This window comes from Pseudomonas sp. (genome assembly GCF_051660785.1).
In the GTDB taxonomy this organism is placed as follows: Bacteria; Pseudomonadota; Gammaproteobacteria; order Pseudomonadales; family Pseudomonadaceae; genus Aquipseudomonas.
The window spans coordinates 24406-50583 of the sequence record NZ_JBOFQE010000085.1 but is presented as its reverse complement, the minus strand read 5'-3'; the positions used below and the strand labels follow the sequence as shown (position 1 = coordinate 50583).

The window sequence follows — 26178 nt, the reverse complement described above, 5'->3', positions numbered from 1 at the left end:
AAGAGTAAAGCGGCAGATTATAGCTGTCGCGTCCCGGGACTAACAGCGGTGACGGGCGGATGGTCGAAATGGAGGGCAATTTGCCGACGTTCAGCCGGGATTAAGCTGCAAATTGTTATCATCACGACTCAATCAGCCTTGATAAACACCGTTCATCATGTCCAACCTGACTGTTCAAGCGTCCGCTGCAAGCCTGCCCACGGGGCTTCCGGACGCGTTTTTCGACCGAGACGCGCAAACCCTGGCCCGGGATTTACTCGGCAAGGTCATCCGCCACCGGGTCGGAGATCTGTGGCTCAGCGCCCGGATTATCGAAACCGAAGCTTATTACTGCGAAGAAAAAGGCAGCCACGCCTCCCTTGGCTACACAGAAAAGCGTAAGGCTTTGTTTCTGGATGGCGGGCACATCTATATGTATTACGCCCGCGGTGGTGATTCCCTGAATTTCAGTGCCCAGGGCCCGGGCAACGCGGTACTGATCAAGTCCGCCTATCCATGGGTCGATGTGCTGAGCGGGCCGGCGAGCCTGGCGCAGATGTTGTTGAACAATCCCGATGCCCAAGGCCGCCCTCGCCCGTCGCAAAAGCTCTGCGCCGGCCAGACGTTGCTCTGCAAGTCGCTAGGCTTGAAGGTGCCGGTCTGGGACGCCAAGCGTTTTGACCATGAGGTGTTGCTGGTCGAAGACGTCGGCCCGGAGCCGGCTCGCTCCTACAGGGGACTTGTGGTGCCTGGAAGGTTGCGTGCGCACCTTTCGGGACCAATTGAACATCAGAGGGAGTTGTTTTTATGGGCCCATGGCTCGATAGCGTGACCGGTTGGCTGGCGGCTAATCCGCAATGGCTGGCCGCGGCGGTGTTCATCGTGGCGTTCGTGGAATGCCTGGCGATTGCCGGCTTGATCGTGCCGGGCACGGTGTTGCTGTTCGGCGTGGCGGTACTGGCCGGCAGCGGCGCGCTGTCATTGAGCGAAACGCTGTTGCTGGGCTTCGTCGCCGGCGTGCTGGGCGACATCGTTTCGTATTTCATCGGTCGACATTTCCACCAGAACATCCGGCGCCTGCCAGGGTTGCGCCATCATCCGGAATGGATCGCCAGCGCCGAGGCGTATTTCCAGCGCTACGGCATTGCCAGCCTGCTGGTTGGACGCTTTATCGGCCCGCTACGCCCGATGCTGCCAATGGTCGCCGGGATGTTCGACATGCCGTTTCCGCGCTTCGCCGCTGTCAGCTTGCTGGCCGCCGCGGGCTGGAGCGTCGCCTATTTGCTGCCTGGCTGGGCAACGGGCGCGGCGATTCGCTTGCCATTGCCCGACGGGTTCTGGCCAGAGGCAGGCATCGTCGCTGGCAGCATCGCCGTCATGGTGGGCTTGAGCATTACCAGCAGCATGCGCCGCCATCGCCACGCCACCGCCTATATAGCCGGCCTCGGCCTGTTGATTCTGGCGGGGCTGTTTATCGGCTACCCGCACCTGACTGCGCTCGATCAAGGGGTGATGGCCCTGGTGCAGGAACACCGCAGCCCGATGCTCGATGAAGTAGCCGTCACCTTCACGCTGATCGGCGAATTCCGCAACATGCTGATATTCAGCTCCCTGCTGACCGGTTTGCTGCTGCTCACCCGGCAGTGGCGCCAGGCGATTTTCGCCGGCGGCACCCTGCTCTTCACCGCACTCGGCAACACGTTCACCAAACAATTTTTCGCCCGCGTGCGCCCGGAAGTATTGAGCGATCCGCTGACCAGCTACAGCATGCCCAGCGGCCACGCCTCGGGTTCCTTCGCGTTGTTCCTGACGCTTGCCGTACTGGCCGGTCGCGGACAGCCGCCGCGGATGCGCCTGACCTGGTTGCTGCTGGCTTGTCTGCCGGCGCTGGCGATTGCCCTGTCGCGGGTGTACCTGGGCGCGCACTGGCCGACGGATGTACTGGCCGGCGCAATGTTGGCGGCGTGTGTCTGTGCAGCGAGCCTGTGGCTGAGCCAGCGTCAAACGCCACTTAACGCCATGCCGCCAAAAGTCTGGTGGCTGGTGTTGCCGGCCTTGGTGGCGTTATTCGGGTTCTTTGCGCTAAGGCATTTACCGCATGCAATGTTGCGGTACGCCTATTAACCGACGCATGCAGGCAGAATCTGTCCGCATGCACAGGCAATTATCTTTTAGTCCTGAACGGGCTTGTCGACAATCTTTAAAACAAAACTGACGGGATCGTTATTGTAGGCATTGTGACCGGTGGTATTGGGATCTACATTCTTGAAGTGAACGCGCCCCTTATCATCGGCCCGATACAATGCCCGACCATTTTCCTCGCTTACCAAATTCATATACACAGGGCCGGCATCGAAATCTTTATACACGGCCCTTTCCACTCCGTGCTTTCTTATCGAAAAGTAAGAACCAACGCCATCAGTCACCGATAGATGATGTGTCCCCGCCTCTATTTTCAGTTGAAAACCATCATACGCGCCTCGTAGTACCGCCTGCACAATGTATTTGTCACCCTCGGGAGCAAATATCAGTAGCAACGGCTTATCATCCTCATGATCGGCCACCGTCACCATCTTCGGACTCTCCCTGTCTGCCAGCGCAATGTCGACTTCAAGGCGTTCGCGCCTTGTTATTCGCGGGTCGCGCAATCGCAACTTCAAGCGTTGCTGATTAAGAACCAAAGGCAATCCATTAACGTAAAGATTAGCCGTGAACGCGTTGTTATTATTCATCAGCGACATATAAACCCCTCAAATACTGCTGGCGGTAGTGGCTTGCGGCGCAACAGCCGAATCTTGTGCGGGAAGCCTGACACGCTTGCGCTTGCGGCGCTCAAGTACCATCAAGTCTGCATGGACGCCTGCCGCATCAACAACTTTATCAACGTTATTATCAATGGCCGCATGCTTCAAAATATAACGACCTACAATATCACCCCAAAAAGCCCATTCATCTTCGTAGATCGTCATTAAAAACAACCCCTATAAAATATATCGCTAGAAATCTAAACAAACCCTCAATAAAACACAACAAGCATACTCGGCCAAACCAATACAAAACATAAAAAACAATTAGCAAAACAAATCAAACTGAAGATCAAATCACATTGTGCAATATTCGCAACCACCTACAAATCAAGTCAATATAAAACCATTTCAAAAAGAGAGCCGCCTCATGGCAATACCGTTCACCTTCGACTCCAACACTATAGAAGCTGACCCGATCAAAATAACCGACATCATATCCCTGTCATCACGCAAACCTTCGACCGAAACAGTCATTACTGATCAGTCGACACCCTCTGATCATGCCCCTTCATCAAATTCAAAGCCGCCATCACTTAAAGATATCGACAAACTTTTCGGCCCATTCCGGCTCGGTGAGTACACGGTAAGCCGTCGAGAACTTCATGCGATGGGTGCAACCGTCAATGGCGAAAGTATCACCTCCAGCAACACTTACTTTGCCGAGCCCGACCAGACATTTATTGATTCACTGGAGCTTGATCCAGTCAAAGTCGAACAGCGCATAAAGTCGATTCGCAAGAAACGAACACATGTAGTCGCGACGCTGCTGTTTGAAATTGCCACACGACGCTCGATTACAGCCGCCCCCCTGCTAAAGGAATCCAGGCAAAGCACGTCTATAACGCCGGTACAAAAAATCGGCACCTTGCTGAAGTCGACCCAACGACTGGATATACATAAAAATCCCGTACCCGATCACCTGCCTTCCTGGGTAGACAAATCGAAAAGTTACGGCATGGGCTCCATGGGTGTCGGACTGCAAGCGTACGGTCTCTACAGCGCAATTATCGGCGCCGCTGATGCGCTGAAAAAAGGTCAGTGGACCGAAGCTGCAATCAATATCGGAGGTGGTGCAGCAGAAATCGGTTCACTGATTGTCGAGCGGGGCCTGGCAAAGACCGGAGAGGCCATGATTCGCAATGGCGCCAAAACATTCGCTCATTTCGGCAGGACCACCATGGGGCAGATACTGAGCAAGGGCGCAGGGCTGATTGCCAGCATTCTCACACTGCCTTTCGATCTCTACACCGCAATCAAAGCCTTTAACGATGCAGCCAGTACGCAGGGTAAAGAGGCGCAAGACCACTACGTCACTGCCGGACTCAGCCTGACCAGCGCCGGGCTGTCCATCATCCTGGGAGGTGCGGCGCTCCTCGGCTTCCAGGCAGCCGGCCCCATTGGCCTTGCCGCTGCCGCGATCATGATCGTCGGTGCGAGAATCTATGGCGCTGCGCGAATGGTCGACGACATCGACGATTACATCGAACTGACCGTGCATGAACGCTGGCGAGCAGGCTGGTTTGCGTTTACTGGCCAGGATCAGGACCAGGAGGTCATGGATCGTTTTACGGTCGCAAAAACCTACAGCGACTATGCCAAAGCACTTGAGAGTAACAGCATCAACTGGCTGAAGAATGAACTGAAAGACAGCGTCGAGGCAGTGGTGAATGGGCGATACGAAGTTATTTTAAAACCAACCCGATATCAGAAATTCCAATGGGATGAAGCCGGCGGCGAGCCCCCCTTCGTAACAGTCAACGTACCTGAGATCAACGAGACCGATGATGTTTACGACGCCAGAGACAGCCTCCCACCGGGAGCTGCAAATATCGTAGAAGGCGAGAAAGGCCCCGCGAAAGGTATTCTCTGGCAACTGGGCGGGGGCAACGACGAAATTATCGGCATTAAAAGCAAACCGAATTACTTTAATTACGCTTCCGGAAGCAAATTCTTGACCGGAGGTGAGCAAGACGATGCGTTTCTCTTCCAGTCGGCTGTCGAAGGCTTGAAGAAAATACCAGAGCGTGTCAGCTCATTGCAGGGTGGAAGCGGTGCCGACACGCTGACGCTTCAAGGGACCCATGTTCCGGTACGCTATGGGCCGGACGACAATTTGTATGTTGGATACGACATAAATCTGAAGAACGGAACACTTGGACTACGGTCCCCAGGTTCCGAGGTGGGTTCGGTATTGCTCTCGACTATCGACTCCGTCGAGAAAGTTGAAACCCTATCCGGTGCCTTAAATCAGATCACCGGGTCCGATCAAGCCGACACCATTGTCGCCAACGGCCAGGACACAATTATTGCGGGAGAGGGCGACGACCAACTTATTATTCGAGGTAACGATTGCCAGGTTGATGGAGGTAGTGGTGTCGACACGTATCACCTGAGCGCTACGATCAACTCCACCACTATCACCGAGGATGGCAAGGACGTCAGCTTTATATACCTTGGCGTGACACTTGAACTTATCCAGAGCTGGTACATCCGCGACACCGCGTTGATTATCTCATCGCTGCGAATTGAAGACCTTTCTCGCCCCCAGCGGCAACTGGTCATTACGGACATTTATGAAAAACAACAGGGCAAGCGCTTATTACGTAATGACAGGTTTCTATTTGTCACAGAGGACGGTTACCAACTCAAAGCAGATCTACCCGCCGAATTAAATGATACGCCCGACCAAAGCGTTAAAGTCGTCATCGTTGTGACCGGCATCCAAAAAGCGTCACCCGTCATTGTCAACAGTCATATTCAGCGAGTACCTCGCGGAGAATACTCCCACTACTTTGTGTCGCGCGATACTTATCGAACCGTTTTCGCCGTGGACAAACCAAAAACAACTACACCTAGCGTACTGTTTGTTGACTACGACAGTGACGAGATAGGTAGCGTCAACGCCATCTATGTAGTCGACGCCACCGATCGAAACAGCAATACGTATTTAAGCTATTCCAATTTTCAACTCCAGATACTTTTCAACAATGGGCGTTCGCTGTTAATACAAGGTGCAGTGGAAGAGAACAAGCGCACAGTATTCGACGCCGGCGGGGGGCTTATGGCCTTTCATTGGGAGATGATTCACCCTTTTACGTTAGTCATGCGCGACGGAAATTCTTACTTGATTGACTTCCCCAAGAATTCTTTTTTTGATGACAGCAAAAATCTTGGGTACAGGGTAATTTCCAGTAGAGCCTCGCTGATTGAAAAACCAGGGAAATATGTATTCCTCAAACCAGCATACGATAGACGTGTTTTGAAACCGGTCGCGCAACGAATTGACATCGAGGCAGCCTCACAACAATTTGTATATTCTTTGGAAGGACAATCTTCATCTTATGACATATACCCGAAAAGCAACACATCACTACTGTTATCAACCCTTGGAGCGACAACTGGAACTGCTGATTCATCGACGTGGAACATCTACACACAACAGCTAAAAGAAAAAATCAGTCGGCGTAACATAAGCATCAGTGACAATCTTCTGAAAATCGGCAGCGTGCATATCCAGCTTCCTGGCACCGACGACCCTGCAAAGCCACTCGAGGTAGTAAACGTCGTTATCACATCAGGTAATCAATATCGCATCGACACACTATTCGAGTCGATGCATCTACGCGTCATTAATGCGCAGGCGTACACAACTGTCAGCGCCATACAACAAGATATAGATCGCCATAAACAACTGGACGAGCTTCCTGCCGACCTGTTGCCTGTAAAGAACATCTGTATGGCGGACCTCACGGCCGGAAACATCTATTACGACACTGAAACAAAAAACTGGACGCTCGATACTGACTGGTCGCGCACGGTAAACAATGAAGATCTGACCATCATTGTCGAAACCACTCCCACAAAGACCGCATAAAAATCACAACCCAATGACTTCAATCCCATTTTTCAATAAACGTTGAGACTTTGCCATGCGCCCCAAACCGCCCACTTCTATAAGTGTTCCCGACCTTTCCCTCCCTTCGTCTTTCACAATTACTCCACCGAAATTGCGTAGCGGCACAGACGGCCCGCCCCTGACACGCTTAACGACCCCCAGTCCGATCCCCTCTGACTCGCAGGGGTTAATTCATGTCATCCCGGGACATGGGGAAAGCAGTGGAGCGGGCCACGCTATCGGTACTTCCTCACCTGCTTCCAGACTGGAAGTAAAGGACATTCCTGCTCAACAACTTTCGATGCGCGACACATCAGCAGGCCTGAACAAATATCTTTTACGAGCCGCGACGCTCCGGCAAATGCAGGCCCCTGACGAAGACGGTTTCCGAAACATTGCTGGCCGTAAATTTGTGGATGTGAAAGATGAGGGGACGGTGTATGTGGAGTTTGATGAGTTGATCGACGCCTATCGCGCGACAGACCTCTACAAAAAACTTCCTCAAGGCCCTGCGCTTTACAAAAACGAAGGCGGACCAACCTGGAGTCCGCGGAGTGTCGGTACAACAAAAAACAGCGAAACAGAGCCTCTGTTCTCCCGGCACGATAAACCTGCGATTGCTCTGCCCGCAACTACTGATGTCGCATCCCTGAATGAGCAAACAGGCATCGAAGTAGCACCCGCGAAAGTTTTCCTGAGCGGCGAGATTCACGGTCTCGCTGATGTTCAGGGCTACTACAGAGTCAAACAGCACGCGCCGCCGGGCTCAAGCGCACCTGAATACGCTTTCGGCTTCAAAGACGCCGGAAACTACTGGGTGAAGGTCGATCCGCCGCCGGGAGGATTCAATGCACAGCCCTCTCAGCTAAAAGACTGGACCGACTATCAGATATGGAAACTTTACGGCATTCATGGCGGCGACATTCAGCGCTTTCGCAATGAGGCTGAACACAGCGGCACCCGACCTGGCTGGGTCAAGCTCATCGAGAATGACAAGCAGGGCCAGCAGTTGATCAACGAGTCGTTCAGGTGGTTATTCCCGGACGCAACTATTGAAGAGCGCAGGATCATCCTCAGTTCCTACAACTTGTCACTCGGACAACAGTCACGTCTGCGCGCGGAAATGAGAGAACACCTGCAAATTCCCCAGTGGGCAGAGGATCATAAACTTCAATCCCAGGATGCCCACAACCCAAACAGATTCGATCACCTGTACGGTGAGTTCAACGCGCAAATCAGACACTTGAGTTACAGAACCGGAAAATCCGATTTATATAGGCTTGAGGACAGTTTGACTAAACAGTTTTTCGATGCCTTTTTGATAAAAACAGGTTACCGGAGAAATAAAAACAACTGCTTGTATCGTACGGATATTGCTGCTCTGTTTCGCGGCGATGAGCGCACGCCATTTGAGTTGGCTAACGATGGCTGGATGCTTCCCCGTTATGGCCATACTCCCGGTGCCACCACGCAGAAACCTATGAGCGCAACGGTCAGTCTGAGTGAGGCTAGAAACTACGGCAGCAAACCAGACCACGAATATCTGCTCTACAACCGTCAGACCAACAAATATCCGGGTAGAGATCCTGATGACGCGGATATTTCCGATGCTCTCGATGGCTCTGATGGCGAGTGGTCGGATTCCGACAGCACTTTACCGTTTGACTTGAAACAAAACTACGAAACCATTCGGCACAACCAACGTATTTCATTCACTTATGGGATCGACACCCGAAATCTGGAAGTCGTACCCGGCGAAGAAAACAAAGCTTTTAACAGTCGCGCACTGTCAGGCAAGACCTGGTTCCCTGACGACCCTCTTGAGGCATTGATTTCAGTGTCGAGTCGTGGAATCAGCGCTGATCGAATCTGGCTGTTCAATTCCAGCGCCACTCGAGCGGTACGCGTAAAAGACATCAGGGATCAGGCCGGTCACTCCTCTTCAGAAAGGATAGAGGAACGCACGCATTCGGGCGCCAACAACCATGATGAGTATGATGGATTAATCGAGCGCGCTGTGGCCGCGGGTAAGCCAGTACTCGAATTGACTGGCGACAAGGACTGGTTCGCCACAGACATTGTCTGGCCCCAAACAATTGTCAAACAAGGCCCGCTCTGATTACCCGGCGGTCTCAAGGCAACCAATACACCCTGCAACTCATCCAAAAACGCCTGAACAATTTTGTCCTGGCTGTGGATCCTTGAGTTGCCGCAAATCAATTTCTGGCAATCGAACAGGCATGAGTATGACGCCCTGATAGATCAGGTGGCGAACTAAAGCAAACCCGTTCTTGATGTCCCGGCCAATCAGGACGTCTTCTGCGGCGACGTCATCTTTTCGACTGATATCGCCACTCAACCACTCTCTGACCCTGCCAACCCCTTGTCAGGCAAACAACTCACCCTGCAACTCATCCAGCAGCGCCTGAATGGCATCCAGCCGCTGCTGTGGATCATCGAGTTGCAGCAGATCGATCTTGTCCAGCTCGGCAAACGGCAGCAAATAGGCCAGCTGATTCGCCAGGGATTGTTGCCCGGTCGCTTCAGTACCCATGTTCAACGCCTCGACCATCGGGTGTTCGGCCAGAGCCTTGAGCAGTGCGACCAGATCCGCGTCCTCGTCCTGCAGCGGTTGCTCAGGCTCGTCTTCCAGCCACTCGACGTCAGCAACGGTCAATTGATCGCGCTGCACCTCGGTGCGCAATACATGAAAACGCCGTCCGCCCTGCACCCGAATGCCCAGCAGGCCATTGTCCTGCTGCTTGAAATCGGTGATCAGCGCTTCGCACCCCACCAGTGCATAACCCGCCGGCGCGATGCCCACTTCTTCGCCGTCGAGAATGCACACCACGCCGAAGCCGCCACCCTGTTTCATGCAGCGGCCGATCATGTCCAGGTAGCGCGCCTCGAAGATCTGCAAGTCGAGGATGCACCCTGGAAACAGCACCGTATTCAGCGGAAAAAGCGGCAAGCTCATAGACATATCCTTACACCACCATCGACACCGCCAACGGCAGGAACACCGCCGTGGCCACGCCCATCAGACTCATCGCCAGCGCCGCGAAGGCGCCGCATTCTTCACTTTCCTGCAAGGCCACCGAGGTGCCGACCGCATGGGCGGTCATGCCCAGCGCCATGCCCCGGGCTTCAGGACTGTGCACACCCAGCCGGGTCAACAGGCTCGGGCCGAAGATTGCACCGATCACGCCGGTGATCAACACGAACACCGCCGCCAGCGCCGCGACACCACCAATCTGCTCGGCCACCAACATTGCAATCGGCGACGTTACCGACTTCGGCGCCATGGTCATCAGAATCATGTGCTCGGCGCCAAACCACCAGCCCAGCAACACGCCCATGCCCGTGGCAACCACCCCGCCTATCACCAGCGTAGTAAATATCGGCCAGAACAACTGCCGAATCCGTCGCAGATTGAGGTACAGCGGTACCGCCAGTGCAACGGTCGCCGGCCCGAGCAGGATACTGAGGATCTCGGTGCTCTTGCGGTATTCGACAAAGGTGATGCCACACACCGTCAGCACGCCGATCACTAACAGCATGGAGACCAGCACCGGTTGCAGAAAGATCCAGCGAGTCTTCTCGAAGGCCGCCAGTACCAGTTGATAAGCGCCCAGCGTAATGCCTATGCCAAACAACGGATGATGAATCACCGAGTCCAGCGCGCCGTGCCAATCGAGGATCATTGGCTGTCTCCGCGATGGGCATGACGTTTGACCATGCGCTGCATCAGCACCCCGGCAAACGCCATGGACAGCACCAGCGACAACACCAGCGCGCCGACGATGGCCCAGAAGTCCGCGGCAATGTCCTTCGCGTAAACCATTACGCCCACGGCCGGCGGCACCAGCAGCAGGGGCAAGTATCGCAGCAGGCTGCTGGCCGCCAGGTTCAACGGCTCGCCGACTTGCCCGCGTGAAATCAGGTACACCAGCAACAGCAGCAGGCCGACAATCGGCCCGGGCAGCACCGGTAAAAACAAATGGTTGATGGCTGTGCCAAGCAATTGGAACAGCACCAGCCAGGTCAGGCCACGTAACAACATCCAGCATCTCCCACACGCGCTCCCCACCAAAAAGGGGCCAGGCATTATAAGCACGTCAACGCTATGGATCGGCATTCGCCAAAAGCATGGTCAGTTGACCGGAGCAATTTGCCATGTTGATCTAAAGTGGTTCACAGGGAGGTCAAATCCCCCCACTCGAAAAAATATAAATCCGATGAAACACAAGGAGAGTCTCAATGCCCTATGTTCCCGTTGCAGAGCTCAAAGATTATGTCGGCAAGGAACTCGGACGTTCCGAATGGCTCACCATCGATCAGGAGCGCATCAACCTGTTCGCCGAAGCCACAGGTGATTATCAGTTCATCCACGTCGACCCGGTCAAAGCCGCGCAAACGCCATTTGGCAGCACCATTGCACACGGATTCCTGTCGCTGTCACTGATCCCGAAACTGATGGAAGACATCCTGATCCTCCCTCAAGGGGCGAAAATGGTGGTCAACTACGGCCTGGACAGCGTGCGTTTCATCCAGCCCGTAAAGGTCAATTCCAGGGTTCGGCTCAAGGTCGACATGAACGAAGTCATCGAGAAAAAACCCGGCCAATGGCTGCTCAAAGCCACCGCCACGCTTGAAATCGAAGGATCCGACAAACCGGCGTATATCGCCGAGCCGCTGTCCCTCTGTTTCGTCTGACACATGCCTGATTGCGAAACAGCTCACGCTGTTTCGCGCCGTGTCTGTGCAGTGTCTCTATAAATGCGACACATAGCTGCGGCATACTCCGTCGCCTAATTGCCCGGATCCCGCTATGCGCTCATTTGCACTCCTCGCCTTGACCCTGTTGCTCACCGCTTGCGGCGATGGCGAATCGCTGCTGCCCCCGGATGCCCGCTTGCCGGACGGCGGGCGCTATCGCGGTGATCTGGTCAATGGCTTGCTGCAAGGCCAGGGCCGCATCGACTACCCGAACGGCAGCTGGTACGCCGGCGAGTTCGACAAGGGGCAATGGCATGGCCAGGGTGAATGGCATGGCAGCAACGGCGAGGTCTATCGCGGCCAATTCAATCAAGGCCTGTTCGATGGTCAGGGTGCGCTGACCACCATCGGCAGCAGCTATTCCGGCGGATTCAAACTCGGCCGCCGTGACGGTGAAGGCACACTCAAAGAAAACGCGATGACCTATCGCGGTGAATTCAAGGCCGATCAATATTCAGGGCTCGGTCGTCTCGAACTCGATGACGGTAGCTCATATCAGGGCCAGTTCGCCAACGGCAAACCCAACGGCGAAGGCCAGCGTGGCGATGGCAGTGGCAATCAGTTCACCGGGCACTTCAAGGACGGTCAACTGGAAGGCAACGGGACCTTCAACAGCGCCGACGGTGACATCTATGTCGGTGGCTTCAAGAACAATCAACTGCATGGCAAGGGCCGCTACGAGAACGCCGACGGCGATGTCTGGCTGGGTCAATTCAAGGAAGGTTCGCTGAACGGCAAAGGCGAGTTGATTGGTGCCGATGGCAGCCATTACATCGGCCAGTTCAGCGACTGGCGATTTGCCGGCCAGGGTCGATTGAACCTGCCGGACGGCAGCTTCTACATCGGCCAGTTCGACGGTGACAGCTACTCGGGACGCGGCACCTTGGTGCTCACCGACGGCACGGTGCAAAGCGGTACGTGGATTAATGGCCAGCGTGTTCGCGATGCCGATGGCAAGTTACTGCCCGACACCCTCGAACTCGGCTTGCTGGCCCAGGGCCGCCTTCTCGATGACGCCATGGCCAACGTGCCGGCCTCGACCCCGGCGGTCGAGCTGTACACCTTGACCCTGGGCGGTGACGGCAAGCAGAGCGTGTTCCTGCGTGAGTCCGACTATGTCAGCAACATGCTCAGCAGCCGTTTCGGCGCCTTCGGCCAGATCCGCCTGGTGAACCATCGTGATCACCTTGTCGACCGGCCGATGGCCACCCGGGAAAACCTGCGCCGCGCCGCGATGACCCTGGCTGAGCGCAGTGGCCCGGAAGACTTGATCTTCATCTATCTGACCAGCCACGGCAGCAGCGAACATGAACTGGTGCTCGACCAGCCGCGTATGGAGCTGGCCGACCTGCCGGCCGATGAACTCGCTGCGGTACTCGCCCCCCTGAAGAATCGCGACAAGATCATCGTGATTTCATCCTGCTACTCCGGCGGCTTCATCCCCGCCCTCAAGGACGAACGCACACTGATCATGACCGCCTCGCGCGCCGATCGGGTGTCCTTCGGTTGCTCGGAAGAAGCCAACTTCACCTACTTCGGCGATGCGCTGTTCGCCCAGGCGCTGAACCAGACCGACGACCTGGAGCAAGCCTTCAAGCTGGCCAAGGCCACAGTGGCGGAGCGTGAACTGGCCGACGGCTTTGAAGCCTCTGAACCGCAGATCTGGGCGCCGAAAACCGTCCTCTCTCACTGGCAGCTGTTACGCAAACAGCAGGCACGAAAAGCGCTACAAAGTGTCTCTATCAGCAACAAGGATGCAAAGAGCAACTAAGCTGAACAGTATCAAGGGGGAAACACTATGTACTTGACGCCTCAGCATGTATTGCTTGCCGGAGCTACCGGGTTAACCGGTGAACATTTGCTTGATCGCCTGCTTAACGAGCCAACGATTTCAAGGGTATTGGCCCCCTCACGCCGGCCACTGGCCGAGCATCCGCATCTGGAAAACCCGGTCGGTGATCCTGCGGTGTTTCTGCCGCAACTGAACGGCCGGGTCGACATCGCCTACTGCTGCCTCGGCACCACGATCAAACAGGCCGGCTCGGAACAGGCATTTCGCGCCGTCGATCTGGACATGGTGGTGGCGTTCGCCAAACGCGCGCGTGAAATGGGCGCACGGCACCTGATCGTGATCAGTGCCTTGGGGGCTGATCGCAGGTCCTCGATTTTCTATAACCGGGTCAAAGGCGAGATGGAATACGCGTTACGTGCGCAAGACTGGCCACAACTGACCATTTGCCGACCTTCGTTCCTGCTGGGCGAGCGTCTTGTACCGCGTACGGCCGAGCAATTTGTCGGTCCGTTGTCGCGTTTGATTCCTGGTAAATACCGGGGCATCGAAGCCTGCCAACTGGCCCGCGCCATGTGGCGGCTGGCGCTGGAAGAACAGGATGGGGTGCGGATTGTCGAGTCGGATGAGTTGCGCAAACTCGGCAAGTGAATACGGTGCGATGCGGCTCCGAAGACCATGCCTGGGCGATCCGCGCCTGCATCACTGGCGTACGCACGCCGAAATGAGCTGAATCAAATTAGCCGCCCGCCTATATATATTTACACTACATGCCACTACCTCCCCCGTTAACGTGCCCCCTCAACGGGGAGCTACGGGCACCGATCCATCCGTTTTCCGCATCCCCCTCCAATCGACGTTTTAGCCGGCTGCCTCTTTGCCAGCCGTGCATGCGAATACAGGAAAGGAATCCTGCATGGCACCCAAACCACCAAAATACATTCCCCCAAAATCCGACACGCACGAACTGCAGACGCCCCGCCCATGGGATGGACAAAACGTGATCGCCCGGCCACCCAGGGCGTACATCGATCCACCTACGCTGCCGATCGACAGACAATTAGCCAATGACGAACAAACCGGACTGCCGCCTCCGCCGATTGCCGGGCTGGCCATCCATTTAAGCGATGACACCGCGTTGCCACCGTCAGTACTGCCCACTGGCGAACCGTTGAGCCCCTATCGTGTGTCGCCTTACTCCCGAAACCGTCTTCCCGCCCCAAACGCTCAAGGCCTGCGAGTGCACGTCGGACGCCATTTCGTCGATCTGGAAGATGGCGCAACCGTTCAAGTGGACTGGGACACAAGCACCTCGACTTATCGCGCAAAACGCTCCGATGAATCAAGGGCGTCGGGACCGAGCCTCTACCTCAATGACGATCGCAAGACGTGGAGCACGAACCTCGACAGATCCGCCGGCAGCCCCCCGGCAGCAAAACGCCCCCTTCTGGATACGACCGACCTAGTGCCACCGGATGCAACATCCACCACATTCAACACAGATCACTATGTCTGGAACGAGGCCGCCAGCAACCATCACGGCTACGTGGTCATGCACCGAAAGAGGGGATTGGACAGCGCCGTCGGCCCGCAACGGCGGTATGCATTCCGGGAAGAAAACGGATCATTTGTCGGGGTCGATCCCTCGGCCGCACAGATCGACCAGCCTGCACAACTTTTATCGGCATGGACCGACCGTGACCTATGGGATTTCTATGGCATTCACGGCGATGGCATCTCGCGCTTTCGCGCCGAGGCCGACCGTACTGGCAAGAGGCCCCAATGGGCCAAGCCTCGTGCACAACGTATGGAGACCACCTATCTGTATGACGAACTGCGGCGCTGGGTGGCACCGGACATGGATCGCGATGTGTTCATCGATCTGATGCAGAAGTTCCATTTCACGCCAGCTGAACTGGCCAGAAAACTCGACAACGTCAGCCTGCGCTGGAAAGAATCCCTCTCGCCCTCTACTTCGAACCCCGCGCCAACCGGCGAGACACCTTCGACCTCCCGGGCCAATGTTAACGCTCCAGTCTTTGGCGACACAGCTCACTATGACTGGGACATTTCCGAAACAACCCTTCAGGGCTATGTGGAGCTTCATCGCAAGCGTGGCCTGAGCGACGTTCATGGCCCGGCGGTCCAGTTGGCGTTTCTGGAAGGCCATCGCCTCATCCGGGTCCGCCCGACCGGTTACTCCAGCCATCAGCCGACCGCGTTACGGCCGTTATGGCGCGATTTCGACATCTGGAACCTGTACCGGATCGAGGGCGCAGACATCGTGCGCTTTCGCCAGGAAGTGGCGAGCAGCGGTAAGCAGCCGACATGGGTCACGCCCCGCGAGTATCCCTCTCGTCGAGAACAGTTGGTCGACTATCTGCGGTTCTGGAGCAGCCCACAGGCCACTCTCAAGCCGCCAGCGGAGTTCATCGCAGGATTACGCCCCTACAACTTTTCCACCGAGCATCTCTCGCAACTTTGCGATGAGCTCACGGAAACGGGACAGTACGCTCATCGAATCAATAATGATCTTCCACGGTGGGCGGAGGCTCATCGGAGCAGCACGCGGGACGAAGCCAATTCCCGACGATTCGAACCGTTTCTGCCGGAAATCCATGCCGAAATTCTCAGGCTGAGAAATCAAGGCAGAGGCTTTAGCTTCTTGAGGGCCAACCTGGCGCCTGCTTTTTTCCAGGGTTTGCTGTTGCGCTGCGGCTATCAACGTAACAAGCATAACTGTCTATACCGAACCGACATTCCGGCCCTTTTCAGGGGTGATGACCGGACACCCTTCGAGTTTGCCCGGGATGGGGCCATGCTCCCACGGGCGATTCTGGCCGAGGGCACCACGACACTGACCGCCGTAAGCGCGACATTCAGTCTCAAGACAGCCATGAATTACGCAAAGGAAGCCAAAGGCGAGGCACTGGCATACGCCACCCAATTGAGCCGATTTCCCGGGAAACCTGTGGATCAGAACGACGCCCCCCTGACAGACAGGGAATTGCACCTGACAACCGACTATGCCTCTAGACGCCTTGCCCAGCGCATTGCTTTTTGCTACGTGCTAGACACCCGCAATGTCGAGGTCGTCCCGGGACCGGATAATCGCGTGTACAACCAGAACGCGATCGTGCAAAGACCGGCGTACGGCAAGACGTGGTTCCCGCAAGGCGCACTGGAAGGCCATGTTTCAATGTCCCTGCGCGGCTTCAGCGCGGACCGGATCTGGCTGGTCAATTCAAGTCTGACCCGTGCGGCCAAGGTTGGGGATATTCATGCGCAGGCGCTCGAACACGCCAGTGGTATCAATCAAAACCACGCAGAAGCCATCGAAACACGCACTTGGGCTGGAGAACTCAACCGGTACGAATATGACGTTCTGATCGATGAAGTGGCGTCAGCAGGCAAACCCGTTATTGAGCTGCCGGAAGCGACAGACATTTTCTCCGACGGCATCGTCCTCCCCCCGGAGTTGATCACCTTGTAGGAAGTGCCGCAGGCTCGGCCGCGTTCGGACGAGCCTTTGATTTCTACAATCCGCCAGTCGCCTGAAATCCCACGCCCAGAACCGTCAGCAACGACAACGGTAACAACAGCGTGTCGAGCAACGCACTGGCAGGCAGGTCGATGCCGGGGTAGCTCGGAGCCTCTGCTCCAAATCTGTCCATGGCGCAGCAACCGCCGTTCAGCGCATACAAATCCAGACGCGTCCCAGCGTACACCATGGGCGCCCCCGGCTTGGCAGCGTCCAGGGTGCGCGCCGTGGCGCAGCCAGTCAGTTGCAACGCCAGTAGCATAATCAGCAGCTTATTCATCACTGCTCAAATGGTGCTCGCCCCAGCGCGGCAGCATGTCTTGCGGTATGTTCAACAGGTTGAGAATCCGCGCCACCACAAAGTCGATCAGGTCATCGATGGTCTGTGGCTGGTGATAGAAACCAGGGGATGCCGGCAAAATCGTCACGCCCATGTTCGACAACTTGAGCATGTGCTCCAGATGAATACTCGAATACGGCGCTTCACGCGGCACCAGAATCAGCTGGCGGCGCTCCTTCAACGTCACATCCGCAGCCCGCTCGATCAGGTTGTTGCAGGCACCGGTGGCGATCGCCGACAAAGTCCCGGTGGAACAAGGCACCACCACCATCGCCGCGGGCGCACCGGATCCCGAAGCCACCGGCGACATCCAGTCTTCCTTGCCGTACACCTTGATTTGCCCGGCGGCCGCGCCAGTGTATTCAGTGAGGAAGGCCTGCATCGTCTGCGGCTTGGCCGGCAGCGTGACGTCGGTTTCGGTGGCCATCACCAATTGCGCAGCCTTGGAGATCAGGAAATGCACTTCACGATCTTCGCGGATCAGGCAGTCGAGCAGGCGTAAACCGTACTGGGCGCCCGAAGCGCCGGTCATCGCGAGGGTGATGCGTTCCGGGCCGTTGTTCATTGCAGCGCCTCGGCGAGTTTGCCGTGCAGGCCGCCGAAGCCGCCGTTGCTCATGATCACCACGTGGGTGCCGGGCTGGGCCTGACTCTTCACGCGTTCGATGATGCCTTCCAGGGAATCGCTGACAATCGATGGCACGGTGCACAACGCCGCGGTCGCGCCCAAGTCCCAGCCGAGGTTGGCAGGTGCGTACCAGATCACCTGATCGGCATCGACCACGCTTTCCGGCAAGCCGTCGCGGTGCGCGCCGAGTTTCATGGAGTTGGAGCGCGGCTCGATGATCGCGATCAACGGCGCATCGCCGATGCGTTTGCGCAAGCCGTCGAGGGTCGTGGCGATGGCGGTCGGATGGTGAGCGAAGTCGTCGTAGATGGTGATGCCGCGCACTTCAGCGACTTTCTCCATCCGGCGCTTCACGCTTTTGAACGCGCTCAACGCGGCGATGCCCATGGCAGGCACCACGCCAACATGGCGAGCCGCCGCCAATGTGGCCAAGGCGTTGGCGACGTTGTGCTGGCCAGTCATGTCCCAGTCGACCACGCCTTGGGCGACGCCTTCGAACATCACTTCAAACTTCGAACCGTCTTCGCTGAGCAGTCTGACCTGCCACTGACCGCCGGCACCGGTGGTTTGCACCGGCGTCCAGCAGCCCATCTCGATGACGCGCTGCAATGCCGGCTCGGTGGTCGGATGGATCACCAGGCCTTCGCTCGGGATGGTCCGCACCAAATGGTGGAACTGCCGCTCGATGGACGGCAGATCGGGGAAGATGTCGGCGTGATCGTATTCGAGGTTGTTCAGGATCGCCGTGCGTGGGCGGTAGTGAACGAACTTGGAGCGCTTGTCGAAGAATGCGCTGTCGTACTCGTCGGCTTCGATGACGAAGAACGGCGTGTCGCCCAGACGCGCCGACACCGAGAAGTTCTGTGGCACGCCGCCAATCAGGAAGCCCGGGCTCATGCCCGCGTGCTCCAGGACCCAGGCAAGCATGCTGCTGGTGGTGGTTTTGCCATGGGTGCCGGCGACGGCCAGGACCCAGCGACCTTGCAGCACGTGGTCGGCCAGCCATTGCGGGCCGGAGACGTACGGCAGGCCTTTGTTCAGCACATATTCGACGGCCGGGTTGCCGCGGGACATGGCGTTGCCGACTACCACCAGATCCGGCGCCGGATCGAGCTGGGAGGGATCGTAGCCTTGGGTCAACTCAATGCCCTGCGCTTCGAGCTGAGTGCTCATCGGCGGATAGACGTTGGCATCGGAGCCCGTCACGTGATGGCCCAGCTCTTTGGCCAGAACCGCCATCGAACCCATGAAAGTGCCGCAGATACCAAGAATATGAATGTGCATAGTCGACCTCGTAAAACATGGCCGCAGGTTAGCGTAGGGAGGGGAAAATCGCACTCTTTAGGTGATGGCTTAAGATCCACCCCTCACCCCAGCCCTCTCCCCAGAAGGGAGAGGGGGAAAGGGAGCCTGTTCAGAATCCGAGTTCGACTCGGAGTTTCAGGTCGCCGTATCCCGACCAAACAACTCGGTCAGTCCCCTCTCCCTCCGGGAGAGGGTTAGGGTGAGGGCTGATCTTACTGACTACCGCTCAATCCCATGCTTACGCAGCTTCCTGTAAAGCGTATTACGACTGACACCCAACTGTTCCGCTGTATGTGTCATATGCCAACGTGTCTGCTCCAGCGCATTCAGCAACGCCAAGCGCTCGGCATCGTCCAGCGGATGCTCGGATGTTTCCTCAACTGCCGCTGCAACCACCGGCCGAGCCTGCCGAATCATCGCCGGCAAATCTTCCAGCCCGATCCGCCCGCCATCACACAGCGCCGCCAAGGTGCGCAGTACGTTGCGTAACTGCCGAACGTTCCCCGGCCACGCGAACCCGAGCAGAGCCTGCCGGGCCGGCTCGTCAATCAGTACGGTTTCCCCGCCGGCCTCCTCGGCCAGCAGGAAATCGAGCAACTGCGATTTGTCACTGCGATCACGCAACGCCGGCAACGCAACCTCCAGCCCATTAAGCCGGTAATACAAATCCTCACGGAAGCTGCCGTCCTGCACCCGCTCCAGTAAATTCCGGTGCGTGGCGCTGATGATCCGCACATTGACCGACTCCGGCTCACCACCAATCGGCACCACTTGGCGATCTTCCAGCACCCTTAATAGCCGGGTCTGCAAAGCCAGCGGCATGTCGCCGATTTCATCGAGGAACAGCGTGCCGCCATCTGCCTGCTGCAACTTGCCGCGCATGCCTTCCTTGCGCGCGCCAGTGAAGCTGCCGCCGCGATAACCGAACAGTTCGCTCTCGATCAGGCTTTCGGGGATGGCTGCGCAGTTGAGGGCGACGAAGGCTTTCTCGGCCCGCTGGCTGGCTTGATGCACGGCTTTGGCGAAGGCCTCCTTGCCGGAACCGGTTTCGCCATTGATCAACAGCGGCACGTCTCGCTCGAAGACTCTCAAGGACTTGCGAAAATCTTCCTGCAACGCGGCATCGCCCAGGCAAATGCCCGACAAGCGCGGGCGCTCGGCAATGGCCGGGCTTGGCACCACCGGCACCGGAATGCTGCGCTGCTGCCCGCGCAACAGGGCAAACAGGCTCCGACCGTCCCGGGTGCGCAATGGCCAACTGGCGCTGGCGTTGACACTGGCGCGGCCGAGCAAATCGTCCAGCGAGCAATCGAAAAACGCCTCGACCGGCTTGCCCAACAATCCGCCGCGGATATGCCCCAGCAGGTTCAAGGCACTCTGGTTGACCGCACTGATCCGCCCTTCCCCGTCGAACGCCAGCAACCCCTCGCTGAAAAGACCGACGGATTCCGCCTGCAGGTGAAAGCGCAACAGCCATTGATTGTCGAAGTAACGCAGGAAATAGCAGCTCTCGATCATCTTCGCCGACAGATTGACCAGGGCCATGGTGTGGAATTGGCTTTGCCGCGAGACATCGTGCCGCGCCGAGGACACATCGAGCACCGCCAGCAGCTCGCCATGAGGATCGAACACCGGGCTCGCCGAGCACGTCAGGCCCGTGTGGCGGCCGCGAAAATGTTCATCCTGATGAATGGTCAGCGACTGCCGCTCCACCAGGCAGGTGCCGATGCCGTTGGTGCCTTCGCAGGCTTCGCTCCAGTCGGCACCGAGCCACAGGCCGGCGCGTTCGAAGATTTTCCGTTCGGCAGTCGCGGTGACGCAGTTGAGGATCACCCCGCGGGCGTCAGTCAGCAGCACCGCGTGGCCGGCGCCGGAGAGTTGCTGATGCAGACTGGTCATTTCGTTGCCGGCGATGTGCAGCACCTGCTGCAAGCGTTCGCGGCTTTCGAGTACGCGGCCGTGTTCCAGCACCGTCGGCGCCATGGTCAGGGCCGGGTCGAGGTGATAGTCCTCAAGACAGCGCAGCCAGGAACGGGCAATCGACGGATCGCTGCCGGGACCGTGCAGGTGCGACTTGCCCTGAGTAACGGTCAGGACTTGCTGGGCATGGCGACTCAAATGGTTGTCGTGCATTTCTTATTATTCTCTCCGAGAGCTGTGCTGAACCCCATCAAGGGCTGACACGCATCTTGTGGCGAGGGAGCTTGCTCCCGTTCGAGTGCGAAGCGCTCGCCAAAAACCATAATAGGCAGACATTTTGGGGCTGCTTCGCAGCCCAGCGGGAGCAAGCTCCCTCACCACAGAGAAATACCGGTGCAGTAATTTGTGGCTCAGCATCCTCCAGCCATTCGCGCATTGCAATGCTGGCAAGACCGAGCAGTCACAGGTTGTGCCACAAGCGGTACAAACTGTCACAGGGGCTGTACCGAAAGCGTCACAGGCGCGGTCCGCCTGTCCGACAAAAACCACGCAAGACCTTGATTTGCCTGACCTGCAGGGCAGTGGCCCGACCTTTGCTCTACGCTTATAGCAAGCGCACATGCGCTCTCCCTTATAAGCACAAAAAGCCAAGGAGAAATCACCATGCGTTACGCTCACCCCGGTACTGAAGGCGCTATCGTTTCGTTCAAGAGCAAATACGGTAACTACATCGGCGGCGAGTTCGTCGCGCCTGTCAAAGGTCAGTACTTCACCAATACCTCGCCAGTGAATGGCCAACCGATTGCCGAATTCCCGCGTTCCACGGCCGAAGACATCGACAAAGCCCTGGACGCTGCCCACGCCGCTGCCGATGCCTGGGGCGCCACGTCCGCTCAGGCGCGCTCGCTGGTGCTGCTGAAAATCGCCGACCGCATCGAACAGAACCTCGAAGTTTTGGCAATCACCGAATCCTGGGACAACGGCAAAGCCGTTCGCGAAACCCTCAACGCCGACATCCCGCTGGCTGCAGACCATTTCCGCTACTTCGCCGGCTGCATCCGCGCTCAGGAAGGCAGCGCCGCCGAGATCGATGGCAACACTGTGGCGTACCACATCCATGAACCGCTGGGCGTGGTCGGGCAGATCATCCCGTGGAACTTCCCGATCCTGATGGCCGCCTGGAAACTCGCTCCGGCCCTGGCCGCCGGTAACTGCGTGGTGCTCAAGCCTGCCGAGCAAACCCCGCTGGGCATTACCGTGCTCATGGAGCTGATCGGCGACCTGCTGCCGCCAGGCGTGCTGAACGTGGTGCAAGGCTACGGCAAAGAAGCCGGTGAAGCCCTGGCCACCAGCAAACGCATCGCCAAGATTGCATTCACCGGCTCGACCCCGGTCGGCTCGCACATCATGAAATGCGCCGCCGAAAACATCATTCCGTCCACCGTGGAGCTGGGTGGCAAGTCGCCGAATATCTTCTTCGAAGACATCATGAAAGCCGAACCGTCCTTTATCGAGAAAGCCGCTGAAGGTCTGGTCCTGGCATTCTTCAACCAGGGCGAAGTCTGCACCTGCCCGTCCCGCGCACTGGTGCAGGAATCGATTTACGACGACTTCATGAAAGAAGTGATGAAAAAAGTCCTGTCGATCAAACGTGGCGACCCGCTGGACACCGACACCATGGTCGGCGCCCAGGCGTCCGAGCAGCAATTCGACAAAATCCTTTCGTACCTGGAAATTGCCAAGGGCGAAGGCGCCGAGCTGCTGACCGGCGGCAAGGTCGAAAAACTCGAGGGCAACCTGGCGAGCGGGTATTACATCCAGCCGACCCTGCTCAAGGGCACCAACAAAATGCGCGTGTTCCAGGAAGAAATCTTTGGCCCGGTGGTGAGCATCACCACGTTCAAGGACGAAGCCGAAGCCCTGGCCATCGCCAACGACACCGAGTTCGGCCTGGGTGCCGGCCTCTGGACCCGCGACATCAACCGCGCCTATCGCATGGGCCGCGCCATCAAGGCCGGTCGTGTGTGGACCAACTGCTACCACCTGTATCCGGCGCACGCCGCGTTTGGCGGTTACAAAAAATCCGGCGTCGGTCGTGAAACCCACAAAATGATGCTCGATCACTATCAGCAGACCAAAAACCTGCTGGTGAGCTACGACATCAATCCGTTGGGCTTCTTCTAAAACCGTCTGTCGCAGGCAAGCCACTCTTCTTGTGGGAGTGAGCTTGCTTGCACATCGGGCCTTCGCGCCAACCCGGCAATCACGCCGGTCAAAAACAATAAGAACAGGTGAACCCCTATGCCTAGCGATCAAGCCAGCGTGCAGCCGGCTACCTCCTCGGTCGACTTTGAAAAAGTCGGCTCCGACTATTTCCAGCAACGGGAACTGAAAAAAGGTGCAGCAGGCTGGGTCCTGCTGGTAGGTCTGGGCGTGGCCTACGTCATCTCCGGCGATTACGCGGGTTGGAACTTCGGACTCGCCCAGGGCGGCTGGGGCGGCATGTTTATCGCCACGTTGCTGATGGCGACCATGTACCTGTGCATGTGTTTTTCCCTGGCGGAACTGTCGTCAATGATCCCTACCGCGGGTGGCGGCTACGGTTTTGCCCGTAGCGCATTCGGACCGTGGGGCGGGTTTCTGACCGGGACCGCGATCCTGATCGAATACGCCATCGCCCCGGCGGCGATCGCGGTGTTTATCGGCGCCTATTGCGAGTCACTGTTCGGTATCGGTGGCTGGATGATTTACCTGGCGTTCTACATCATCTTTATCGCCATCCACATTTTCGGGGTCGGCGAAGCCCTGAAACTGATGTTCGTCATCACCGCCGTCGCCGCCCTGGCACTGGGCGTGTTTCTGGTGGCGATGGTGCCGCACTTCAACGTCGCCAATCTGCTCGACATCCCGGTGACTGACGCCAAGGGCGCCAGCAGCTTCCTGCCCTTCGGCTACGTTGGCGTGTGGGCGGCAATTCCCTACGCGATCTGGTTCTTCCTCGCTGTCGAGGGCGTGCCGTTGGCAGCAGAAGAAACCAAAAACCCGAAACGCGACCTGCCCCGCGGATTGATCGGCGCCATGCTGGTGCTGGTGAGCTTTGCCCTGCTGATTCTGGTCATCGGCCCGGGCGGTGCGGGCGCCAATGCACTGCTGACCTCGGGCAACCCGTTGGTCGAAGCATTGAGCAAGGCCTATGGCGGCTCGACCTGGATGGGCCACTTCGTCAATTTGGTAGGCCTGGCCGGGTTGATTGCCAGTTTCTTCTCGATCATCTACGCCTACTCTCGGCAGATCTTCGCGCTGTCCCGCGCCGGCTACCTGCCGCGCAAACTGTCAGAAACCAACAAGAGCAAGGCCCCCGTACTGGCACTGATCATTCCCGGCATCATCGGATTCGGCTTGTCGCTGACCGGTCAGGGCGACTTGCTGATTCTGGTAGCGGTGTTCGGCGCGACCATTTCCTACGTCCTGATGATGGCGGCGCACATCACACTGCGCATTCGACGCCCCAAAATGGATCGTCCATACCGCACGCCGGGCGGTATCTTCACCTCCGGTGTAGCGTTGGTGCTGGCTTGCATCGCCGTGGTGGCGGGTTTTCTGGTAGACCCTCGCGTGGTGATTGGCGCTGCGATCATCTATGGAGTGTTAATTGCTTACTTTGCTTTCTACAGTCGGCATCACTTGGTAGCAGGCACGCCCGAAGAAGAATTCGCGGCCATTCAGAACGCTGAAAAAGCCCTGCACTAACGGCCAGAAATCACGGCGCAGGCCCTGTCTGCGCCGTCACGGAGAATCTGTATGGCAAGTTTTGCTCACACGGTCGGCGCCCTGACTTACCGTTTCGACAGCCTCAAGGACGTCATGGCCAAGGCCAGTCCGGCGCGCTCCGGGGATTTTCTGGCTGGCGTCGCCGCCCTCAACGATGGCGAACGGGTGGCCGCGCAGATGGCCCTGGCGAACATCCCGCTCCCTCACTTCCTCCAGGAAGTACTGATTCCCTACGAAACCGATGAAGTCACCCGACTGATCATCGACACCCACGACAAACAAGCCTTCTCGACGGTCAGCCACCTCACTGTCGGCGGATTTCGTGACTGGCTGCTGAGCGATGCGGCCGACGAACAGAGTCTGCGAGCCCTGGCTCCGGGCCTGACGCCGGAGATGGTTGCTGCCGTGTCGAAGATCATGCGCGTGCAGGATCTGGTGCTGGTAGCGCAAAAAATCCGTGTGGTCACCAAATTCCGCGGCACGATGGGTTTGCGCGGGCGGTTATCCACGCGCCTGCAACCCAACCACCCTACCGACGAACCGGCCGGCATTGCGGCGAGCATTCTCGACGGCCTGCTGTACGGCAACGGCGACGCAATGATCGGGATCAACCCGGCCACCGACAGCATCGCGTCGATTTGCGCGATGCTGGAAATGCTCGACGCGATCATCCAGCGCTACGAGATTCCGACACAGGCTTGCGTCTTAACCCACGTCACCACGTCCATCGAAGCGATCAATCGCGGTGTTCCGCTGGACCTGGTGTTCCAGTCGATCGCCGGTACCGAAGCGGCCAATGCCAGTTTTGGCATCAACCTGAATGTCCTGCAGGAAGGGTATGACGCCGGCCTGAGCCTGAACCGCGGCACCCTGGGCCAGAACCTGATGTATTTCGAGACCGGCCAGGGCAGCGCCCTGTCAGCCAACGCCCACCACGGCATCGATCAACAGACCTGCGAAACCCGCGCCTACGCCGTGGCGCGCCATTTCAAGCCGTTTTTGGTCAATACCGTCGTAGGATTCATCGGCCCGGAATACCTCTACAACGGTAAACAGATCATCCGCGCCGGCCTCGAAGACCACTTCTGCGGCAAGCTGCTGGGCGTACCGATGGGTTGCGACATCTGCTACACCAACCACGCCGAAGCCGATCAGGACGACATGGACACCCTGCTGACTCTGCTGGGCGTGGCCGGGATCAACTTCATCATGGGCATCCCCGGATCCGACGACATCATGCTCAACTACCAGACCACCTCGTTCCACGACGCGCTCTACGCCCGACAAACCCTGGGCCTGAAGCCGGCGCCGGAGTTCGAGCAGTGGCTGGCCAGAATGGGCATCTTCACCCAGGCAGATGGCAAGATTCATTTCGGTGACAGCCTGCCTCCGGCCTTCCGTCAGGCGATGGGGCAACTGGGATGA

The 26178-nt window shown here is 57.5% G+C and carries 20 protein-coding genes; 11 read left to right on the top strand and 9 right to left on the bottom strand.

Annotated features, from left to right (window positions below; genetic code table 11):
- The first annotated feature begins 157 nt into the window (after positions 1-157).
- Both ACRC4F_RS22595 and ACRC4F_RS22590 read left to right on the top strand, forming a co-directional pair.
- Complete coding sequence (locus ACRC4F_RS22595; protein ID WP_438661345.1) at positions 158-811, top strand: DNA-3-methyladenine glycosylase; 654 nt, start codon at positions 158-160, stop codon at positions 809-811.
- Complete coding sequence (locus ACRC4F_RS22590) at positions 787-2103, top strand: bifunctional DedA family/phosphatase PAP2 family protein (protein WP_438661344.1); 1317 nt, start codon at positions 787-789, stop codon at positions 2101-2103. Before ACRC4F_RS22595 ends, ACRC4F_RS22590 begins: the two co-directional genes overlap by 25 nt.
- 47 nt (positions 2104-2150) lie before the next feature.
- On the opposite strand, the gene ACRC4F_RS22585 is transcribed toward ACRC4F_RS22590, so the two are convergent.
- Both ACRC4F_RS22585 and ACRC4F_RS22580 read right to left on the bottom strand, forming a co-directional pair.
- Entirely contained in the window at positions 2151-2720 is a 570-nt protein-coding gene (locus ACRC4F_RS22585; protein ID WP_438661343.1) for a hypothetical protein, read from the bottom strand.
- A 9-nt stretch (positions 2721-2729) separates the two neighbouring features.
- A complete protein-coding gene (locus ACRC4F_RS22580; RefSeq protein ID WP_438661342.1) occupies positions 2730-2948 on the bottom strand; it encodes a hypothetical protein in 219 nt (72 codons plus the stop codon).
- Positions 2949-3153: 205 nt separating this feature from the next.
- Between ACRC4F_RS22580 and ACRC4F_RS22575 the strand changes: the two genes are divergently transcribed.
- Entirely contained in the window at positions 3154-6660 is a 3507-nt protein-coding gene (locus ACRC4F_RS22575) for a calcium-binding protein (RefSeq protein ID WP_438661341.1), read from the top strand.
- A 55-nt stretch (positions 6661-6715) separates the two neighbouring features.
- Positions 6716-8800, top strand: a complete 2085-nt coding sequence (locus ACRC4F_RS22570; protein WP_438661340.1) for a hypothetical protein — start codon at positions 6716-6718, stop codon at positions 8798-8800.
- Between the two features lie 267 nt (positions 8801-9067).
- Here ACRC4F_RS22570 and ACRC4F_RS22565 read toward each other — a convergent pair whose 3' ends face one another.
- From ACRC4F_RS22565 to ACRC4F_RS22555, 3 genes are read right to left on the bottom strand one after another with little or no spacing between them, the layout of a single operon-like run.
- The gene (locus ACRC4F_RS22565) at positions 9068-9658 is read right to left on the bottom strand and encodes an LON peptidase substrate-binding domain-containing protein (RefSeq protein WP_438661339.1); all 591 of its coding nucleotides are present in this window, start codon (positions 9656-9658) and stop codon (positions 9068-9070) included.
- A gap of 10 nt (positions 9659-9668) precedes the next feature.
- Positions 9669-10385 (bottom strand): LrgB family protein, encoded by a 717-nt coding sequence (locus tag ACRC4F_RS22560; RefSeq protein ID WP_438661338.1) that lies wholly within the window; start codon positions 10383-10385, stop codon positions 9669-9671.
- Positions 10382-10744 (bottom strand): CidA/LrgA family protein, encoded by a 363-nt coding sequence (locus tag ACRC4F_RS22555; RefSeq protein WP_438661337.1) that lies wholly within the window; start codon positions 10742-10744, stop codon positions 10382-10384. The genes ACRC4F_RS22560 and ACRC4F_RS22555 overlap by 4 nt, the downstream gene beginning before the upstream one ends.
- Before the next feature lie 197 nt (positions 10745-10941).
- Here ACRC4F_RS22555 and ACRC4F_RS22550 point away from each other — a divergent pair, with 197 nt between their 5' ends.
- From ACRC4F_RS22550 to ACRC4F_RS22535, 4 genes are all read left to right on the top strand, one after another.
- Entirely contained in the window at positions 10942-11397 is a 456-nt protein-coding gene (locus ACRC4F_RS22550; protein ID WP_010467353.1) for a MaoC family dehydratase, read from the top strand.
- Between the two features lie 115 nt (positions 11398-11512).
- Positions 11513-13231, top strand: coding sequence for a C13 family peptidase (locus ACRC4F_RS22545; protein ID WP_438661336.1), 1719 nt, complete (start codon positions 11513-11515; stop codon positions 13229-13231).
- Positions 13232-13258: 27 nt separating this feature from the next.
- The gene (locus ACRC4F_RS22540) at positions 13259-13900 is read left to right on the top strand and encodes an oxidoreductase (RefSeq protein ID WP_438661335.1); all 642 of its coding nucleotides are present in this window, start codon (positions 13259-13261) and stop codon (positions 13898-13900) included.
- Positions 13901-14165: 265 nt separating this feature from the next.
- Positions 14166-16742 (top strand): hypothetical protein, encoded by a 2577-nt coding sequence (locus tag ACRC4F_RS22535; RefSeq protein WP_438661334.1) that lies wholly within the window; start codon positions 14166-14168, stop codon positions 16740-16742.
- Positions 16743-16785: 43 nt separating this feature from the next.
- Here the strand turns inward: ACRC4F_RS22535 and ACRC4F_RS22530 are convergent, their stop codons facing one another.
- From ACRC4F_RS22530 to ACRC4F_RS22515, 4 genes are all read right to left on the bottom strand, one after another.
- On the bottom strand, positions 16786-17070 hold the full coding sequence (locus ACRC4F_RS22530) for a YceK/YidQ family lipoprotein (protein ID WP_438661333.1): 285 nt from the start codon (positions 17068-17070) through the stop codon (positions 16786-16788).
- On the bottom strand, positions 17063-17695 hold the full coding sequence (ubiX, locus tag ACRC4F_RS22525; RefSeq protein WP_010467349.1) for a flavin prenyltransferase UbiX: 633 nt from the start codon (positions 17693-17695) through the stop codon (positions 17063-17065). Before ubiX ends, ACRC4F_RS22530 begins: the two co-directional genes overlap by 8 nt.
- Positions 17692-19041, bottom strand: a complete 1350-nt coding sequence (gene mpl, locus ACRC4F_RS22520) for a UDP-N-acetylmuramate:L-alanyl-gamma-D-glutamyl-meso-diaminopimelate ligase (RefSeq protein ID WP_438661332.1) — start codon at positions 19039-19041, stop codon at positions 17692-17694. Before mpl ends, ubiX begins: the two co-directional genes overlap by 4 nt.
- A 240-nt stretch (positions 19042-19281) precedes the next feature.
- On the bottom strand, positions 19282-21195 hold the full coding sequence (locus ACRC4F_RS22515) for a sigma-54-dependent Fis family transcriptional regulator (protein ID WP_438661331.1): 1914 nt from the start codon (positions 21193-21195) through the stop codon (positions 19282-19284).
- 450 nt (positions 21196-21645) lie between these two features.
- On the opposite strand from ACRC4F_RS22515, the gene exaC reads away from it, so the two are divergent.
- The 3 genes from exaC to ACRC4F_RS22500 all read left to right on the top strand — a co-directional run bounded on the left by exaC (position 21646) and on the right by ACRC4F_RS22500 (position 26178).
- Entirely contained in the window at positions 21646-23166 is a 1521-nt protein-coding gene (exaC, locus tag ACRC4F_RS22510; protein WP_438661330.1) for an acetaldehyde dehydrogenase ExaC, read from the top strand.
- Positions 23167-23283: 117 nt separating this feature from the next.
- The gene (gene eat, locus ACRC4F_RS22505) at positions 23284-24732 is read left to right on the top strand and encodes an ethanolamine permease (protein ID WP_438661329.1); all 1449 of its coding nucleotides are present in this window, start codon (positions 23284-23286) and stop codon (positions 24730-24732) included.
- A 51-nt stretch (positions 24733-24783) separates the two neighbouring features.
- A complete protein-coding gene (locus ACRC4F_RS22500; protein WP_438661328.1) occupies positions 24784-26178 on the top strand; it encodes an ethanolamine ammonia-lyase subunit EutB in 1395 nt (464 codons plus the stop codon).